At 50.7% G+C, this 17431-nt stretch carries 15 protein-coding genes and 2 pseudogenes; 14 read left to right on the forward strand and 3 right to left on the reverse strand.

All coding sequences use genetic code 11. The annotated features are described in order from the left end of the window. Positions 1-174 precede the first annotated feature (174 nt). The 5 genes and pseudogenes from ABD997_RS05175 (at position 175) to ABD997_RS05195 (ending at position 6424) form a co-directional block, all read left to right on the forward strand. Positions 175-2703, forward strand: a complete 2529-nt coding sequence (locus tag ABD997_RS05175) for a VolA/Pla-1 family phospholipase (protein ID WP_345315947.1) — start codon at positions 175-177, stop codon at positions 2701-2703. A 102-nt stretch (positions 2704-2805) separates the two neighbouring features. Then, the gene (gene sohB, locus ABD997_RS05180) at positions 2806-3831 is read left to right on the forward strand and encodes a protease SohB (protein WP_345315948.1); all 1026 of its coding nucleotides are present in this window, start codon (positions 2806-2808) and stop codon (positions 3829-3831) included. A 646-nt stretch (positions 3832-4477) separates the two neighbouring features. Beyond that, entirely contained in the window at positions 4478-4807 is a 330-nt protein-coding gene (locus ABD997_RS05185) for a hypothetical protein (RefSeq protein WP_345315949.1), read from the forward strand. Positions 4808-4923: 116 nt separating this feature from the next. Next, positions 4924-5178, forward strand: coding sequence for a hypothetical protein (locus ABD997_RS05190; RefSeq protein WP_345315950.1), 255 nt, complete (start codon positions 4924-4926; stop codon positions 5176-5178). A 72-nt stretch (positions 5179-5250) separates the two neighbouring features. Next, a pseudogene (locus tag ABD997_RS05195) lies at positions 5251-6424 on the forward strand (IS3 family transposase). Between the two features lie 118 nt (positions 6425-6542). Here ABD997_RS05195 and ABD997_RS05200 read toward each other — a convergent pair. Beyond that, entirely contained in the window at positions 6543-7250 is a 708-nt protein-coding gene (locus ABD997_RS05200; protein ID WP_345315951.1) for an SDR family NAD(P)-dependent oxidoreductase, read from the reverse strand. A gap of 867 nt (positions 7251-8117) precedes the next feature. Between ABD997_RS05200 and ABD997_RS05205 the strand changes: the two genes are divergently transcribed. From ABD997_RS05205 to ABD997_RS05215, 3 genes are read left to right on the forward strand one after another with little or no spacing between them, the layout of a single operon-like run. Next, complete coding sequence (locus tag ABD997_RS05205) at positions 8118-8492, forward strand: RidA family protein (protein ID WP_345315952.1); 375 nt, start codon at positions 8118-8120, stop codon at positions 8490-8492. Positions 8493-8538: 46 nt separating this feature from the next. Further along, the gene (locus tag ABD997_RS05210; RefSeq protein WP_345315953.1) at positions 8539-9615 is read left to right on the forward strand and encodes a YkvI family membrane protein; all 1077 of its coding nucleotides are present in this window, start codon (positions 8539-8541) and stop codon (positions 9613-9615) included. 15 nt (positions 9616-9630) lie between these two features. Then, positions 9631-10872, forward strand: a complete 1242-nt coding sequence (locus tag ABD997_RS05215; protein ID WP_345315954.1) for an NAD(P)/FAD-dependent oxidoreductase — start codon at positions 9631-9633, stop codon at positions 10870-10872. A gap of 134 nt (positions 10873-11006) precedes the next feature. Here ABD997_RS05215 and ABD997_RS14975 read toward each other — a convergent pair. Next, positions 11007-11230, reverse strand: a pseudogene (locus ABD997_RS14975) (transposase); the annotation flags it as partial. Between the two features lie 656 nt (positions 11231-11886). On the opposite strand from ABD997_RS14975, the gene ABD997_RS05225 reads away from it, so the two are divergent. The 6 genes from ABD997_RS05225 to ABD997_RS05250 all read left to right on the forward strand — a co-directional run bounded on the left by ABD997_RS05225 (position 11887) and on the right by ABD997_RS05250 (position 15722). Further along, the gene (locus ABD997_RS05225) at positions 11887-12333 is read left to right on the forward strand and encodes a hypothetical protein (protein ID WP_345315955.1); all 447 of its coding nucleotides are present in this window, start codon (positions 11887-11889) and stop codon (positions 12331-12333) included. After that, positions 12317-12760: a hypothetical protein gene (locus ABD997_RS05230; RefSeq protein ID WP_345315956.1), complete on the forward strand. Its 444-nt coding sequence runs from the start codon at positions 12317-12319 to the stop codon at positions 12758-12760. Before ABD997_RS05225 ends, ABD997_RS05230 begins: the two co-directional genes overlap by 17 nt. Positions 12761-12899: 139 nt before the next feature. After that, on the forward strand, positions 12900-13391 hold the full coding sequence (locus ABD997_RS05235) for an RDD family protein (RefSeq protein ID WP_345315957.1): 492 nt from the start codon (positions 12900-12902) through the stop codon (positions 13389-13391). A 68-nt stretch (positions 13392-13459) separates the two neighbouring features. Beyond that, a complete protein-coding gene (locus ABD997_RS05240; RefSeq protein WP_345315958.1) occupies positions 13460-13828 on the forward strand; it encodes a hypothetical protein in 369 nt (122 codons plus the stop codon). A 994-nt stretch (positions 13829-14822) separates the two neighbouring features. Next, entirely contained in the window at positions 14823-15365 is a 543-nt protein-coding gene (locus ABD997_RS05245; protein WP_345315959.1) for a hypothetical protein, read from the forward strand. A 144-nt stretch (positions 15366-15509) separates the two neighbouring features. Further along, on the forward strand, positions 15510-15722 hold the full coding sequence (locus ABD997_RS05250) for a GDCCVxC domain-containing (seleno)protein (protein ID WP_345315960.1): 213 nt from the start codon (positions 15510-15512) through the stop codon (positions 15720-15722). A 344-nt stretch (positions 15723-16066) separates the two neighbouring features. Here the strand turns inward: ABD997_RS05250 and ABD997_RS05255 are convergent, their stop codons facing one another. After that, positions 16067-16759: a hypothetical protein gene (locus tag ABD997_RS05255; protein WP_345315961.1), complete on the reverse strand. Its 693-nt coding sequence runs from the start codon at positions 16757-16759 to the stop codon at positions 16067-16069. Between the last annotated feature and the right edge of the window lie 672 nt (positions 16760-17431).

Here is a 17431-nt window from a genome sequence, read left to right on the forward strand (position 1 = left end):
AGCGCCGACGAATGCTAAACAAATGTTTTTAAAGTGTAGCTAAGCATTGGATTCTGCGTTACTTTCCCTAGGGAAGGAGTCAGTCCAGAGTGTATCGGGGCCGCGATATCGCCCGATATTGTGACCAATACTGGGCTGGAAAACAAAATAAAAGCAAAGGACTGGGGAGATAAGATGAAACGCTTGATGCTGAGTGTTGCCATTACATCCGCGCTGGGGTTGGCTGGCTGTAACGGTGACAGCCACCAGGAGGTGATCGAGAAGACGCCCACACCGACCCCGCTGTCACGTATTGTGTTCGATCCCGGGGCAGGGGAGGTCGCTCTGCCCAGCGACCTGCTGTTCTCCGGCACACCGGATGGAACCCTGCAGATCCCGGGCGAGGCCGAGAGCGGCGATTACACCGATCCGCAGATCGCCCTTGGGGCCCTGGATGGCTGGTCTACCCAGATGCCGATGGTGATCGAAGTGGCCCCGGGCGGCAGCGATATCATGCTGGATCCCGCCTCCGCCGTGGCCCCCGGTGCGGTGCGCCTGTTTGAGGTGACCTTGGGCGGCCCGCTGTCGACGGACCCTGAGTGTGCCGCCGGCGAATCCCTGACCATCTGCAAAGTGGGTGAAGAGCTGGTGGCCGGCATCGACTTCACCGTGGTGCCCAGTGGCAACAGTATCAACGTGGTGCCCCTGATACCGCTGGCACCGGCCTCCAGCTATGCGGTGGTCACCACCTCACTGCTGAGCGACAGCACCGGTGTCGCCATTGCGCCCTCCACCACCTACGAACTGCTTAAGGCGGACATCGAGGAAGCCCCTCTGGTTACGCCGGATCAGCGTCTGCTGCAGGGACTGGTGAACAACTATGAAAACAGCCTGGCGTCGGCCCACTCGGTGGATAAGGAGAGCATCACCTACAGCGGTGTGTTCACCACCCAGTCGGTGCAGGACGTGGTGGCCACAACGGCACTGCTGATGGCCGATGGCCTGCAGCCGGAACCGCAGCGGGCGATCTCGCCGCTGTTTGCCCCGGTCTGGACGGCGACGCCGATGCCCACCGGCCTGACCGCGGCGGACAGGCTCGGTTTGAAGCAGAACGGCGTCTGCATGGACGAGATCTGCATGATGGCGGATATGGCGGATATCTACGCCGCGGAACTGTCGCTGCCCTACCTGCAGAGCTTCCCCACCGAAGCCAATGGCGGTGCGGTGGATGGCCGCTTCCTGGCATTTGGGGACAGCCCCGTGGCGGTGCTTCAGGCGGTGCAGGGCGGCACCCTGAGCCAGGAGAGGTTTGAAGCTCAGGCTGAGGCTCAGGGGATCGACCCCCAGGCGGCTCTGGCGGATCCCCGCCTGTTGGTGGGCGGTCAGTTCCTGCTGGATGACGGCACACCGGCGGATCCCACCCGTCACCTGACTCGGTTCAACCCACTGGCCAACCCCTGTGGCGGCGTGGACCTGCAAAGCTGCGTCACCGGCGGGCAGATGCGGGATCGCGTACCGGTTCAGATCACCCTGCCCAATGCCGAAAAGCTGGCGGCCTTCTACGCCAGCCAGGGAGTACCGAACTGGACGCCACCGGCGGCCGGCTGGCCGGTCTCGGTGAACCTGCACGGCCTGGGCATGGCCAAGGAGTTGACCCTGCCGGTGGCGGGCGCCTACACATTGGCGGGGATCGCCACCGTCTCCATCGACATGCCCCTGCATGGCGAGCGTTCCAAGTTGCTGGACCCAACCACGGGAGCCTTCCAGGTGTCCGCAACGGATCCCTCGGTTGGTGATCTGCTGGGCGTGCCCTATTTCGCCAACGGCAACCCGCTGAACTTCGTCAATATCGCCAGCTCCCTGTCGACCCGGGATAACTTCCGCCAGGGGGTGATCGACCACCTCGGGCTGCGTCTGGCGCTGACCGCCCTGACCCAGGGCCAGATGATGGCGGGTGCCCAGCCCACCTTCGACATGACCCGGGTTAGCCTTCAGGGGCTGAGTCTCGGGGCGATCGTCGGTACCTCGGTGACCGCTTACGCCAACAGCTGGGATCCCGCCATGGGAACCAATCCCTACGCCCTGGTGAACGCCAGTCTGGTGGCCCCGGATGGCGGCTTGGCCGGCTCCTTTGTTGGCTCTGCCACCTTCGGCCCTTTGCTGCTCACCTCTCTGGTGGCAGAGCTGGCGCCGGAGTGCATCGATCCGAACAGTGGCAGTATCGTTGAATCGCCGGAGTGCGCTGCGGTTGTGGCGCAGGTGAAATCCGACGTGATTCCACAGTTTGTCTTTGCCGTTCAGACCGCGGTGGACTCTATGGACTCCATCAACCATGCGGCTCAGCTCAAAGCCACTCAGACGCCGGTCCACCTGATTGCGGTGGTTGGGGATCTGGCCACTGGCGGCTCCAACCCGCCGGATCAGGTGTTGCCCAACGCAGTGGAAGGTTTCCCGCTCTCCGGCACCGAGCAGTTTATCCGTGTATTGGGACTGCCCAACATCACCGAGACCACCCAGGATGGCGCCGGTCGTGTGAGTGGCGCGGTGCGCTTCAGTAAGGGCCACCACAGCTCCCTGATCAGCCCGACCACCTCCACCCCGGGGGTAGATCCAAACGATGCGGTTCGGGCCACCATCGAGATGCAGACCCAGGTGGTGGATCATGCCCGGACCGGGGGGCGCACCATCAGTATTTCGGATCCCGGCGTCATCGCCGCCGAGTAAGGCGAAAGTGCAGCAGAAGCCCGGCAATTGCCGGGCTTTTTCTTTCGAACTTTCAAAGGGATTCGGTACACTGGGAGCAGAATGCTCTGGAGGATGAACATCTTGGAATTTATACATGAATATGGCCTGTTCCTGGCCAAGGCGGTCACCGTAGTCATGGCGATCGGGGCCCTGGTGGTGGTGATCGCTGCGGCGGGGCGCAGCCAGAAGGGCCAGAAAGGCTCGTTGAAGATCCATGACCTGTCGGAGAGGCTGGAACACTACCAGCAGCAGCTCGAGGCGGAGCTGTTTGGCGATGATGCCCTCAAGGCCAAGGAGAAGGCGCGCAAAGCGGAGCGCAAGGCGAAGGAGAAGGCGCAGAAGGGGCAGGAGCGTCAGGGCCGTCTCTTCGTCATCGACTTCAAGGCCGGTATCGATGCCGCCCAGGTGGCCAGCCTGAGGGAGGAGATCTCCGCCCTGCTGATGGTGGCGGAGCCCAAGGATGAGGTGCTGGTGCGGGTGGAGAGCGGGGGCGGCATGGTGCATGCCTACGGCCTGGCCGCCAGTCAGCTGAACCGGATCCGGGAAGCCAACATCCCCCTGACCATCGCGGTGGACAAGGTGGCCGCCTCCGGCGGTTACATGATGGCCTGCGTGGCCAACAAGGTGATTGCAGCGCCCTTTGCCATTGTCGGCTCAATCGGGGTGATCGCCCAGTTGCCCAACTTCAACCGCCTGCTCAAGCGCAACGACATCGAGTTTGAGCAGCACACCGCCGGTGAGTTCAAGCGCACCCTGACTCTGTTTGGCGAGAACACCGATGAGGCGCGGGCCAAGTTCCGCGAGGAGCTGGAGCACACCCATGAGCTGTTCAAGCAGTTCGTGGGCAAGTACCGGCCGCAGCTGGACCTGAGCAAGGTGGCCACCGGGGAGCACTGGTTTGGTCACCAGGCGCTGGAACTGGATCTGGTGGATGAGCTCTCCACCTCAGACGATTTCCTGATGGCCAAGAGCAAGGAGAAGCCGGTGCTTCAGCTGGAGTATGTCGAGAAGAAGAACCTCGCCAAACGCCTTGGCAAAGGCGCGGAAGGGGCGCTGGAGGGCGCGATGCTGAAGCTGGCCGAATGGGGCCAGGGCAGTACCCGATGAGGCGGAGGCCGCGTTAACTTTTGTCCCCGCAGCCAGGCTGCGGGGAGCCTTTCTCACTCTCTTCCCTATCCCCTGCGGAGCTAAGACTTACTCCGCTTTCTCCCACCCGGTACCGACAATACGCACTTAATTCTGAGGGATCTGTCGGCTCCCAAAGCCCGGTTGCCAAGCCGGGTTTGATGCCGTAAGTTATTGAAAATAATCGATGATGGATTCGATAGGGAAGTTCGCAAGCTAACCAAGATGGGAAGGTTCCTTGGTTGGGCCCTAGAAGGTCGTCGGGGCATTGAGCCCGCCCACAGCGGTGTTGAATGGGTTCTGTCTCTTTATACAGTTATCAATCCGCCGATGAAAAAGATCAAACCGTTGCGCGGTATCGCCGTGTGGTTTAATTCGCCTAAAAAACAGAGGGGTTAAGCTCAATCCCATTTTTTATCAGTCAGTTAACTGTAAGTAACCGCTAGCTTATCTGGCAACAATTCACCGTGGTTCTCACTTTCACCAATAGCCGATGGTAAAGATTGGCCAGTAAACCTCTAAAAATCTGGATGTTGGGGCGGGCCTGCCGGCGAAGCGCCAGCGGGGTAAGTGGGAATTCCGAATAATATACTGTTATGTTTTTATGAGAATACTGATAATTTCGTTAATGTTTTTTAGCCTTAGTGGGCATGCTTGTAAGCTTAATCCTGAGTATAAGAAACTGCGCGCAGAGTTAACTAAGGAAGTACGTGAACCATATAATTCATGTATAAAATCTACTCGTGCCTACTTTTTTTATAAAGCCGTTGCAAAGTGCGAACAGGAAGGGCGAGGTAAAGATATATCCGGTGGGTGCTACCATGTTGTTGGTTATGAAGAAACTCATGATGAATCTGAGTTAAATCATTGCAAAGTTTTAAAACCAACAACAGAAGAATTTGTAGCTCTTTTAAAGGCTAACGCAGAACATCAAACTATCAAAAGGTGCTTGGAGTAGCTCAAAACATAACAAGTCACTCAAAAGGACAAATAACAGTTGGTTTTTGCTCCTTCGTCGCTTATTTTAACCAACTATTATTTGCCTCTTAGTGAGGCGTTATGTGTCTAGGAGAGATGGGCATTTTTGAAATCTTTATGTTGACGTATTTGCCCATTGGTACACTTTTATTAAATAAGTGGCGAAAACGTATTTATTATTCAAATAACAAGCGAAGAGGTCTATATCTATTAGTCTCAATTACTATGGCTGCATTACCATTTATTTACGTTAGTAGCATTCAAGAAGAGCGTTCAGCTTTAGGTATTGTACTTGTAGGCATTGGCTTGTTCTGGTTTGCTATTGTTGGTTCTCGTAGTTCAGCCACATAACAAGCCATTACAGTAACGGGTGAAGTTGACCCGCTTTAGTGGACACTTAATCACAACCGATTGAGGTGCCACATGCCTGCCTACAAGACAGGAAAGCGGACGCAGCAATACAGCGTCGAATTCAAGGTTAAAGCAGTAACCTGGTCACACTTGCCGCACCGCTCGGTTAAGGAAGTGGCCGAGTCGCTGGACATCCACCCCTTCATGTTGTCTCGTTGGCGCAAAGAGCATCGAGAGGGCAAGTGGGGCATGATCAAAGCGAACAAAAAGCCATCAAGAAAAGTAAACCCCGAGGGTGAGATCGCCAGTTGAAACGCCGCTTGGCTGAGTTGGAAATGGAGAACGATCTGCTAAAAAAGTGGCAGCGGTTCCAAGCGGAGGAAAAGAGGAAGCGTTCCGATTCATAGCCCGGTTTCACGGTCGCTTTCCGCTGTCTCACCTGTGTCAGTTCTTTGGCGTATCGCGCTCTGGATACTATGCCTGGAGGCGGCGTAAGCCGAGCTATCGCAGGCAGAAGGATCAGGAACTGGGAATACGTATTTCTCAGTTATTCGAGTCCTCCAAAGGTCGATATGGTAGCCCAAGGGTGCACGCTCAGTTGAAGCAGCAAGGGATATCCATTAGCCGAAAACGCGTTGCTCGCCTGATGCGTATTCGTGGCCTAAAAGCCCGTTGCTGCAGGGTTTACAGGCAATTGCCCAAGCGACGAGAGAAACTCAAAGCAGTCGAAAATCTTCGCCTAAAGACCGACAAGGCGACCTCGGTAAACCAGCAATGGTCTGGGGACGTTACGTACCTGAAACTGGGCAGGAAATGGTACTACCTGGCCGTGGTGATCGACCTGTACTCAAGGAAGGTTGTCGGTTGGGCCTTTAGTGATAACCGGACAGCTCGACTGACGGAAACGGCTCTATGGAAAGCGCTCAGTAAACGGCGCCCCAAGCCGGGACTATTGTTTCACACCGATAGAGGCACTGAGTATCTGAATGAATTGATGCAAGGGTACTATGAGCGCAGGGGCATTAATCACAGTCTCAATCGCCCAGGCCGGTGTACTGATAATGCCGAGGTGGAATCGTTCTTCCACACGCTGAAAGGCGAACTCTTTACTGGTGCACGGTACGCAGATGCTGCTCAGTTACACGAATCAATAGCTAACTATATCGACCACTTCTACAACCGCCGTCGGCTTCACTCGAGCCTGGGCTATCAAAGCCCAACTCAGTATGAGAAGCTGGCTGCATAACAATGAAGTGTCCACTTTATCGGGGCAACATCACAGAATTACGTTGGCTTGGTTTCGCTCCGCTTCACATTTTAGCCAACAATTTTTTGCCCATTATTAGGGCGTTAGCTTTATATCGTCACCAAGGGAGCTCTTCACCGTTAAAACTATAGAATTTACCGGTGTCCGAGGGTTTGACGTTACTGATTATATTGAACAGCTGTTGGCTCACATACTCAGCGGTAAATAGCTTGCTCGGTGGTACGCTCTTTTGAAAAGGCTGAGATAATTTTGTATCAGTGGTGCCGGGGTGGAATGCAAACACGCAGCAGTTAGGTAGCTTAAATTTCCATTCTATACTAATCGTTTTTACAGCCATATTTAGTGCCGCTTTAGAACAACGGTAGCTAATCCATCCTCCAATCTTGTTATCTTCAATACTTCCTATTCTAGCGGATAGTGAAACAAAGTACGTCTGGTGTTTGGCTTTGAGGTGGGTTGAAAAATACTTTGCTAGTAACAGTGTGGGTAGGGTATTTGAACTCAAGTTCTGGTTAAAAAACTCGGGGGTGAATTCGTTGATGGTTTTTTCGGGTTTATTGGTTGCGTCATGTAGAAAACCTGCGGCGTTAATCAGTAAGTCAAGATTCGCAACTTTTTCTGCGAGTTGCCTCACATCTGCATCTAGGGACGCATTAGCTTTCAACCATGTTATATCGGCTAGTCGTTCTTCGGGTAACGTTGAACGGTAAGTTGCGTATATTCTAGCTTCAGGGAATGTCGCAATGACATGTCTGAGAATCGCTTTCCCGATACCACCACTGCCACCAATAATAAGAATTTTCAATTGCTTGTGCTCGCTCTCTAGTATCAAATTAATTATAGACTAAGTATAAAAATGCAGTTAACAAACAGTTCAAGCAGATTCGTGCCACTTGGCGAACTTACTATGCGTTGGCTTTTGTGTTGTAAGTGGTTTTAATAGGCTTGCTCAGTGCGTTACTGACTACTTAATTGGGCGTTAGCTGTACAAGGAGTTCAACGGAAGCGTCGTGTAAGTGGCATGTTATTGACAAATACCTATTGAAGCATAATTCGGAGGAATCATTTTATCCTGTTATTGCTCTCGATTTCTGGCTTAATATTGTTTTACAAAGCCTAGTCTATATTGTCTTCATTGATGCTATGGGTATTGGCTTAAACGCCAGTATCAGCAAGATTCTTATGAAGTGGTTAACTGGGGGATGCCGTCACTGCCCAGAGCTAAACGGCTGTCTCGTTCGCGGCCGCTCCACAGCGGCAGATCGCCATGGAGGCCAAGCCGGCCCACCCTAAAGGGGATAAGGACTGGTTCAATTCCGGAATGTCGATGATATTTAGGTCTCGCCGATTCTAACTGAATATTAATACCTGACCCGTTTTATATAGACGGCAGTCTCCTTGGATAAGACGTTGGGGAGCGGGTATTTGGAATATGCGTACAGTCTGAATCGTTCGAACACCCCATCTCGATCTTAGCGGGTGGTGCCACAGCGTCGCCGCTGCGCCTTATGCTTGATTTAGTTGTTTTGAATCAAGTGGTTATGTCTTTAGTGAGGCGAAGAGTTGACTTTGAGGTGTTGCTAACATAACGTGAGTTTTTGTTAACGCATCGTTGCGCTTAAGTTATCTAAAATAATAATTTTACGCTGTAGATATCACTAAGGGATTTTCAATGAGTCAAGCTGTAAAACGTTACCCCACTACCTTACCTGTTCCTTTCTCCAAAGCCATTCGCGCAGGGAACTTTCTCCTTCTCTCTGGCCAGATCTCGATGTCGGCGGCTGGTGAGGTGATCCACGGCTCCGTTACCGAACAGACCCACGCCATAATGGAGCGGATCGGCGAGACACTGAGAGAGTGCGGTGCCGACTATAAGGACGTCATCAAGGCGACCATCTGGCTGTCCAGCATGGATCATTTCGCCGAATTTAACGAAGCCTATAAAGCCTATTTCCAAGATGCGCTGCCGGTGCGCTCCACTGTGACCGCGGGTCTGGCCCTAGGTCTGGATGTGGAGATCGAAGTTCAGGCCTGGATCGAGGATTAATCTCCTCTGCTCGTCTGTGTCATTGTCGTAACAGGGAGTTTGGTTGATGAAAGAGATCCTTAAGATCGCTGGCGCGTTTATTGGGTTTGTTATGGGAGCCGGCTTTGCGTCGGGTCAGGAACTCATTCAGTTTTACGTGAGCTTTGGGACTTGGGGATTGATCGGAACCCTTCTCAGCTCGGTCGTGTTTATTGTTATGGGGATGACATTAGCGAGCTACGGCAGTCATCTGAAAGCCGACTCGCATAAACAGGTGGTGCAGGAAATTTGTGGCAAATGGCTGGGGAAACCCATCGATCTGTTGATGACGTTTTCCATGTTTGCCGCTGCGGTGGTGATGATCGCCGGTTCCGGTGCGCTGCTGCAGCAGCAGTTTGAATTGCCGGCCACTTTTGGCAGTCTCATGGTGACCGCTCTGGTGATTTTTGTAACCTGGCTGAAACCGGAGCGGGTGATTGGCCTGATCAGTGCCATTACCCCTTTGTTGATCGTGGTGACCGTCCTGATCGGCGGTTATGCCATCGTCACTAAGGGCACCGACTATGCCACCTTAGCGCCGCTGGCGGAGCAACTGCCTAGAGCCTCCCAACACTGGTTACTCGCTGCACTACTTTATGTTTCCTATAACATTTTTGCTTGTGTGGCGATTTTGGCGATCTCCGGGGGGGCCATCCATTCGCCGAAAACCGCGGCGCTGGGGGGATTACTGGGTGGGCTGACACTCGGCGGTTTGATGTTATTGATGAGCATGGCGCTGTTGAGTCACGTTGAGGTGATCGCCGAGGCCTCGATGCCGATGCTCGCGTTGGCTCAATCCTTCTCGCCCAACTTGGCTTTGGGCCTGTCCATTGTGATGTTCTTAATGATCTTCAACACCGCTGTCGGTGCCCTGTATTCCTTCTCGTCCCGCATGTTCACTGCCGATACACAAGGCTTTCGTATTGCCACGCTGGTGTTTGGCTTATTAGCTTATATGGCCAGTCTCTATGGCTTCATTGAGCTGGTTGGTTTGGTATACCCGTCGTTTGGCTATATCGGATTTGTTTTGATGATCGCTATCGCGTGGGCCGGATTAAAACAACGAAAAGTCGCACTCACCTGTGCTGCGGCAACAATCAAATAAAGGTAGGGTCAAATCATGTCAAAAAAAATGGTGGTACTGGGGGCCGGTATCGTCGGGGTTTCCATCGCCTGGCATCTGCAAAAGGCGGGATATCAAGTTACCTTGATTGACCGAAAAGAACCGGGCAATGAGACCTCTTTTGGTAATGCTGGGTTGATTCAGCGTGAAGCGATTCGGCCTTATCCTTTTCCGAGAAATCTGTCCAAGATTTTGAAGATGATCCCCAACCAACAGATCGACATTCGCTATCAGTTTGCCGAGGTGGTGACGAAGGCCGCGCCGTTATTTCAGTATTGGCATCACTCCGAGTCCGGTAGGCATGAGGCGATCTCCTCCGAATACGCCACCCTTATCGACCGCTGCGTCGATGCGCATGAGGAGATGATCCAATTGTCGCAGGCGGAACGCTTTATCTCCAAGCGCGGCTACCTCGAGATCTATCGCACTAAACAGGTCTTCGAGCAGCGCTGTAAAGAGCTCGAGGGCTCTCTGGATGGTACCGGTGTCGAGTACAACTTGTTGAACGGGGACGAGTTAAAAGAGGTCGAGCCGGCGATTAAAACGCCGATGGCGGGCGGCGTCCACTGGAAGCAGGTCTGGTCGGCACAAACTCCCCATGACTTAGTGAACGCCTATTTCGAGCATTTTGTGTCTCTGGGCGGGAAGTTTGTCCAGGCAGAGATCCAGTCCTTGCAACGGCGATCCGAAGGCTGGGCTGTTCAGCTGGCGGATGAAGAACTGTTATTTGATCAGGCGGTTGTGGCGCTCGGCCCCTGGGCGGCGCAATGGGTTAAACCGCTGGGGCTGCAGGTGCCGCTGTTCTTTAAGAAGGGTTACCACATCCATTTTGCCGACACCGGCGAGTCTCAGCTCAAATACCCGTTGGTCGATGCGGAGGTCGGTTATGTGATGGCGCCGATGCCGCAAGGAGTACGCCTGTGTAGCGGTGCCTATCTGGCGGGCCTGGAAGCCGCTAACCGCTTTGACCAGCTGACTCAGGCTGAGCAGCAAGCGCGGTCCATCCTGGATATGGGCAGCACCGTTGATGCCGAGCCCTGGAGCGGCGCACGCCCCTGCTTACCGGATATGAAACCCATCATTGGCCCAGCCCCAGGTCAAAAGGGTTTATGGCTGGCCATTGGCCATGGGCATCAAGGGTTTACCTTAGGGCCCATAACCGGACGGCTAATCGCTCAGATGATTGAAGGTAAAGAAACGGAAATCAATATGACGCCTTTTCGAGCTAACAGATTCTGAGCACTTTAGGCTGATGTTCTTAATATTGATAAAAGAATCATTGAGCCTAACTACTGTGTCCTTGACGCAGAAAGCTGTGTCGTACTGGCTGTCGAACTGTGTCCAGTTAATGCCTGCATTTAAGAGTGATGCCCAATGCTTGGCATTTTCGAACCAGGGCTGCTGATCACCGCTCGTGCGCCATGGACCAATGGGGTTCTCAGGTAACGGTCGCCCCGTTTATTGATGCTACCGAGTTTTGGTTTTCCACCGGCGTTGTATTGTCGCGAACCCGTCCCAGCCAGGCGGCGAAATCTCTGCCTTTGGCGGACGGCTCTCCTTTGCCAATTGACGCCAGGATCGCTGTCTGAGTAGGGCCAGAGCAGTAACCGTTGAGCCGAATACCCAGTCGAATTTTGTCCCCGCAGCCAGGCTGCGGGGAGCCTATCTCACTCTCCTCCCTGTCCCCTCCAGAGGTAAAGCCCACCCCGCTTCTTCCCCACCCGGTACCGACAATACGCACTTAACTCTGAGGGTTCCGTCGGCTCCCAAAGCCCGGTTGCCAAGCCGGATTTGATGCCGTAAGTTATTGAAAATAATCGATGATGGATTCGATGGAGAGGTTTGCTCGTTATCCTAGATGGCGAAGGGTTCGTGCTTGGGCCCGGAAAGGTCGTCGGGGCATTGAGCCCGTCGACAGCGGTGTTGAATGAATACTGTCTATTTGTACAGTTATCAATCCACCGCTGAAAAAGATCAAACCGTTGCGCGGTATCGCCGTGTGGTTTAATTCGCCCAAAAAGCAGCGGATTTATTCTCAATATCTTTATTTATCAGTTTGTTAACTGTAAGTAACCGCTAGCTTATCTGGCAACAATTCACCGTGGTTCTCACTTTCACCAATAGCCGATGGTAAAGATTGGCCAGTAAATCGCTAAAAATCTGGATGTTGCGGCGGGCCCGGAGGCGAAGTGCCTGCGGGGTAAGTGGGAATTCAAGATAATATACTGTTAAATTTCAAAAGGAGAACTGCTCATGGCAGAGAAAAAGAAAAAAGAATCATTTAAAGATCAAATGAAAATGGAGACACAGGAGCTTTGTGAAGCTGCTATAAAAAATGGATGGATTGCAGGACTAATTTCACTTGTTTTAACACTGATATTTAGCACTGCCGGCTTCTTTACTCAAAGCGATAATGAGACTTTAAATTACTTCCTAGACCCATGGTTAATGATTGATGTCGTATTAATCGCAATACTGACTTTATTTATTTACAAAAAATCTCGAACAGCCGCAACGTTAATGTTCATTTATTTCGTAATATCAAAGTTTTCTCAATGGTATGACCTCGGTACTGTCCAAGGGCTACCAATGGCCTTGATATTCATGTATTTCTATTTTAATGCTATGCGTGGCACCTTCATCTGGCATTCAAAGTATAAAAACCAAGATACAGAGCTATCACTTGAAGCAGAAATTTAACAAGGCCAAGCACAAACGCCAGCAAGCTGGCTGGACTCGCTACGCTCGCCTGTGTTGGCGGCGTTCGGTACACATGAAAATTTTGGCTCTATTATCAACCATTGTGGTTTTGTCCGGTTGTGCAGGAACATCAGAAGTACAAAACTCTAACAGTTGTGACGTGTATACATATTTCGACAAAGCTCAAAATAACTTCTCAGGGTTAGTGTATTTAGATCCGGATTTTGAACGAGCACTGACTTCTCAAATACCTGACTATGACGAAAGTAATGCATACTGTTGGTACTCTAAGCAAAACAGTTTGGTTGGTAAATTAGTAGTAGCTGATTATAAGCCTTCAATCTCATATGTATTTGAGCGAAAATCCAGAGGCTGGACGCTAGTTGAAAGTAATGAAGTAATTAATTTGCCTGCACATCAGTGGTAAAGTGTACCTAACAAACTGTTTAAAAAGGACAAAATACAGTTGGCTTTTGCTCCTTCGGCGCTAATTTTAGCCAACTATATTTTGCCCATTAACAGGGCGTTAGGTATTTATATATACATCTTTACATAAGGAGATAGAGATGAGCGGTAAAGAAATGGAATCTTATGGGGCACAGCAAGAATATGCTGGATTTTGGATAAGATTTGGCGCTTCGATAATTGACTCAATAATATTGATTGCGGTCACATTACCTTTACTTATCTTGATCTATGGTGAGCAATACTGGGAAAGTGATGCATTTATTCTTGGTGTTCCACATTTTGTGATCAACTGGATATTTCCTCTTGTCGCCACAGTACTGTTTTGGGTATATAAATCGGCTACGCCGGGTAAGATGGCTGTCAAGACCAAAGTTGTTGACTCGAAAACTGGAAATCCTCCTTCCGTTCAGCAGTCATTAATACGTTACATTGGTTATTATATTTCTCTGCTACCAATAGGCCTTGGATTCTTTTGGGTTGCTTGGGATTCGAAGAAGCAGGGTTGGCACGATAAAATTGCAGGTACTGTAGTTATACGTCCTAAAAACAAGGGTGTTGAAAGCGTAAATTTTTCAGCAAGTAATACCTAACAAAAAGCTAAAGAGGGACCGGAATATGCCGGACCCTTAGTTTTGCGTTAGCTGTACAAGGAGTTACATTGAGCACCATAAAACAATCAAGTATATTTACTTTGTTTCTGATAATTTTCAGTTTCATATTTCGCTATTGCTCTGTCTATAAATCAGGTGCAGATATCCATTTTCTGGCAGTTGCTGTTAGTGTTTTATTGGCTGGTTTTGTGGGTGGTGTGGGCTTTTATTTGGGGCAGCTAACTATCAATGATCCAATAGCAGTAAAGCACTTGGCGTTTTTGTCGGGATTCGTTTATTTGTTATCGCATACTACCAGTAACTTTTTGGGGCTTTATCAAATTTCGTGGTTTGCCTATGCCGCGTTGCTATTTGTTTTAGCATTTATAACCGCATTGCGTGCGCCAAAAATGTTTAATAAAGAAAAGTACAGCTAACAAGCTGTTAAACAAGGACAAAAAACCGTTGGCTTTTGCTCCTTCGTCGCTAATTTTAGCCAACAATTTTTTGCCTGTTAACAGGGCGTTAGGCACATATGAGAGTATTCAGATTACTTAGCTACGCGATGGCGATAGTTCTAGCGATTACTTCAGCCCTCCATCTTGTGCTGTTGGCATCTGATAGTGAAACCTATAGAACCTGGGTGTTGATACAGATGACACTTCTGCTTGTACTATCCACTGCAATATTGCTTTCTGCAAAAGGAAGAAGATGGGCATTGACACTAGTGACGTTGGCGGCGATAGCTGCGACGTATATCAATGCGGTGTACTTGAATTACGGGAATGGAGCCCTTATTTCGGTTGTCCCTATGGGGGCTCTGCTTTGTTATCTGACCGCAGCATATCGTGTAAGCTCAACTAACGATGCCTAGCAAGGCGCTGCAGGCGGATCGCATTCGTTCGGTTGGCCATTGCTCATGTTTTGCATATTTTAGCCACCAAGCTGTTTTCGCTGATTGGTGTGCTTTTTGGAATATTAATAATTGAATAGAAAAATCACATTTAATTTAAAGGTTTTTGCTGTGGCAACAATAATCTCCAGCTTAGTGACTTTTGGTTTCTACTCAAACGAAGCAAGAAAGGAAGTTTACTATCTTTGTGGAAACTTAAGCAAAGACACTTCCTACTCAAGTGTTATTAGGCAACTAAACACCATTAATTTATCGGAATATAGAGTAGAAGAGTTGTGGCAAGGTAAGCGAATCATTCACAGTAGCAAACTTAACTTTCATCTGTTTCGCTGTAACATAGAGTTCAACACGGAAGAAAAGGTAACCTCTGTTTCATATAATTAAATATAAGGCGTGCTGTTATCGTTTTTATTCTTTTCAGTTAGTTAGAAATATCCAGCTTTATAACCTTTAGTTTTAGTCCGCGCGCCTTTTTCCAAAATTTAGGTGTTTCTGTCATCGTAAGCATGGGGCCAAACATGAAGTATGAGAAAATTATTGATCGCATTAGTTCTGGAATTATGTCTAGAACCGACCTCGTAAAGCTGAAGGCCAACGCGGATAGAAAGCTATCTGAAGGCGATTTGGAAGCTAAGCATGTATTAAATGCTATTAATAATGCCACCACAACAGACGAATATGTTTTGTTTATGGGCTTTTGTCCGGACGCAGACTTTAATAATCGATTGGATATTGGTTGGAAGGAAAATAAAATCTGCCGCTTCGATTATTTAGATAGTGAGCGCCAGCTTGAACGATTTAACTCCATCTGTAAGGGTGACCTTGTTGTTCTTAAAAAACGTGAGAAGTTTGGGAAAACTATGAAGCTCTATGGGCATGGTAGGGTTAGCTCAGTTTCTTACGATGAAAATAATATCCGCTTTCTAAATATGGATTGGTCTTCTCAAGATCAGATCATTGAAGTTCCGCTAATGGGCTGTAATTCGACAGTTGATATTAAGTCGATTGAATCAATAGAGGGAGAAATGCCAGAGGATTTTTATGACTGGCTGAAGATATGAAAATTCATTTCGATTTGCGCTGAAGCTGGTCCTATTGTTTGGGCTGAATTCCAGTCTGACTCTTTTATTCACCTTGCATAGCACAATTTGTGCTAATTCATTGTCAGTGATATCAACGTTACCTCTGTTCATCAAGGCCCAGCAATGTCCGAAATAATATTACGATCCATCATTACGTGCCCAGAGTGCGGGCACCGGAAAGAGGAGGTGATGCCTACAGATGCATGCCAATTCTTCTACGAGTGTGAGGCCTGCCATCAGCTGCTAAAACCGAAACCCGGTGACTGTTGTGTCTACTGCTCCTATGGCACGGTTAAGTGTCCGCCGATTCAACGAGGAGACGGGTGTTGCGGTTAGACCCGTCAACTCAGTGGGACAAGTGATGGGCGTTTGGCGGGTCCGCTGCATCCGTGGCACTTTACTGTATCGGCCGGTGCCCTGGGATCACTGGATGACTGTCTGTTCTGCTTTCTTCGTTCCTCTTTCTTAGCGATTTGTTCCTGTTTCCCGTCTCCCCTATCTCCCCTCTTATCGGCTTTTTATCTTTCCTCTTCTCCCTCTTTTTCCTTCCAGCTATCTCCTCTCGTCACTCTCGCTCTGTCCCGCTCTCTATTGCCTCTTACTAATGCGCCAGGTTCGCTTTGCCCTAAGTTCCCCGGGAGGGGAGCCAGCGATCCCAACCCCCTTGTCACTTTGGGTGTTCACGGCAGGAGCGCCAACTGCCCATGCTGTGGAGTAGGGGAGGGGGGCTTCTGGCGCATCAGTTCGGTGGCGTTAGTGTGCTTAAGCAGGTGCTGGCGTATGGGGGCGAGCTGGTTACCGTCCCGATGGGCACCGGTGAAACGAAGTCCCTGGTGCAGGGCGCCGAGGGCGATGCTGTGATCCTGCATGAAGGGGTCGATCACCAGCCCCGCATCCAGATCCTGCAGCAGCTCCGCCACCAGTGCTTCCGGCAGCGCCTGGCTCTTGTCGGCGGGAAGGCTGTGGAGTTGAGGCTGTTGGCGCCAGCTGGGGACGGGTTTGCCCTTGTAGAGTTGCAGCAGGATAAGCAGGCGTGCTGGCTTGTTGGTTTGTTGCCAGATCCGGGTTGGGCCGATTTTGAAGCCGGCGGCCTGGGCCATGGGGATCAGGCTGGGCAGGTCCCCCTGCTCACAAAGAATGAGGCCGAGAGTATCGGGTTTCATTACCCGGTAGAGCTGGGCAAAGACGCCACTGATGCTTTGGGAGGGAAACAGCTGGTACCAGGTATTTTGTCGCGAGCGGCCGTTATGGCAGCGTAGCTGGCTCTGGCTGGCTGCCCGACAAAGGGAGGTCAGCAGGCGGTCGACGGACTGGTCACCCAGTTGGCATAACCAGTCCAGTGCGGCGGCATGGCGTAGTTGAAAGCTGGACATATCCCTATCCTTAAATGACTGGATAAACAAACACTGGTTATATGTACAGTTATATTTGGAGCTTGTCCAGTTTTCAACCCGTTTCACGACAAGGGTAGACGCTCATGGGCTTTGCTATCTCCCGGTTCTAGCCCCCTGTATCGGTGTCACGAATCGCCAGAAACAACTCAGGCACCCGAAGGTGCCTGAGTCGTCGCCTTACTTGGCGTGCATCTGGTAAAGCTCGCTGAAGCTGCGCTGGTAGCGGGCAGCCAGAGCTTGGATAAAGAGTTTCATGGGGGGCTCCGCTTCATCAGGCTCGGTACTCCGAGCCTGTCTTAATTTCGAGCGCCATCTTAGTGCCGCGGCCCCGGGGCGACAAATGAATAATGTTCCGATTAACCATTAGCAAAATTAATCTCTCTGTCTGCACGTTTCAGCCAGATAATCATTCAAAAATATAAATATCAGAAGCTTACTCCATCATAGTGGCACTTTGCTGAAAAAACAGTCTGATAAATGCTTATGTTAACTACGCCTTTTGGGTCAGGGGATGAACCCTGGCTGAGGGTGCATCTGCGGGGCCGTTAGTGACTCACAGGTGGATGCAACGTTTTGTTAATAACAACAAAGGTTTTCCCTAATTGTTATTAGTTGGGAGCTGAGTCACAAAAGAGCCTGACGCTTCGTGGC

It is taken from the genome of Ferrimonas gelatinilytica (genome assembly GCF_039544205.1).
Lineage (GTDB): Bacteria > Pseudomonadota > Gammaproteobacteria > Enterobacterales > Shewanellaceae > Ferrimonas > Ferrimonas gelatinilytica.

Bases quoted from the DNA above. Each gene is read 5' to 3' on its own strand.
- ABD997_RS05185 (WP_345315949.1), top strand. From the start codon at position 4,478: ATGTTTTTTAGCCTTAGTGGGCATGCTTGTAAGCTTAATCCTGAGTAT.
- ABD997_RS05190 (WP_345315950.1), top strand. From the start codon at position 4,924: ATGGGCATTTTTGAAATCTTTATGTTGACGTATTTGCCCATTGGTACA.
- ABD997_RS05175 (WP_345315947.1), top strand. From the start codon at position 175: ATGAAACGCTTGATGCTGAGTGTTGCCATTACATCCGCGCTGGGGTTG.
- ABD997_RS05210 (WP_345315953.1), top strand. From the start codon at position 8,539: ATGAAAGAGATCCTTAAGATCGCTGGCGCGTTTATTGGGTTTGTTATG.
- ABD997_RS05255 (WP_345315961.1), bottom strand. From the start codon at position 16,759: ATGTCCAGCTTTCAACTACGCCATGCCGCCGCACTGGACTGGTTATGC.
- ABD997_RS05225 (WP_345315955.1), top strand. From the start codon at position 11,887: ATGGCAGAGAAAAAGAAAAAAGAATCATTTAAAGATCAAATGAAAATG.
- ABD997_RS05215 (WP_345315954.1), top strand. From the start codon at position 9,631: ATGTCAAAAAAAATGGTGGTACTGGGGGCCGGTATCGTCGGGGTTTCC.
- ABD997_RS05235 (WP_345315957.1), top strand. From the start codon at position 12,900: ATGAGCGGTAAAGAAATGGAATCTTATGGGGCACAGCAAGAATATGCT.
- ABD997_RS05250 (WP_345315960.1), top strand. From the start codon at position 15,510: ATGTCCGAAATAATATTACGATCCATCATTACGTGCCCAGAGTGCGGG.
- ABD997_RS05205 (WP_345315952.1), top strand. From the start codon at position 8,118: ATGAGTCAAGCTGTAAAACGTTACCCCACTACCTTACCTGTTCCTTTC.
- ABD997_RS05245 (WP_345315959.1), top strand. From the start codon at position 14,823: ATGAAGTATGAGAAAATTATTGATCGCATTAGTTCTGGAATTATGTCT.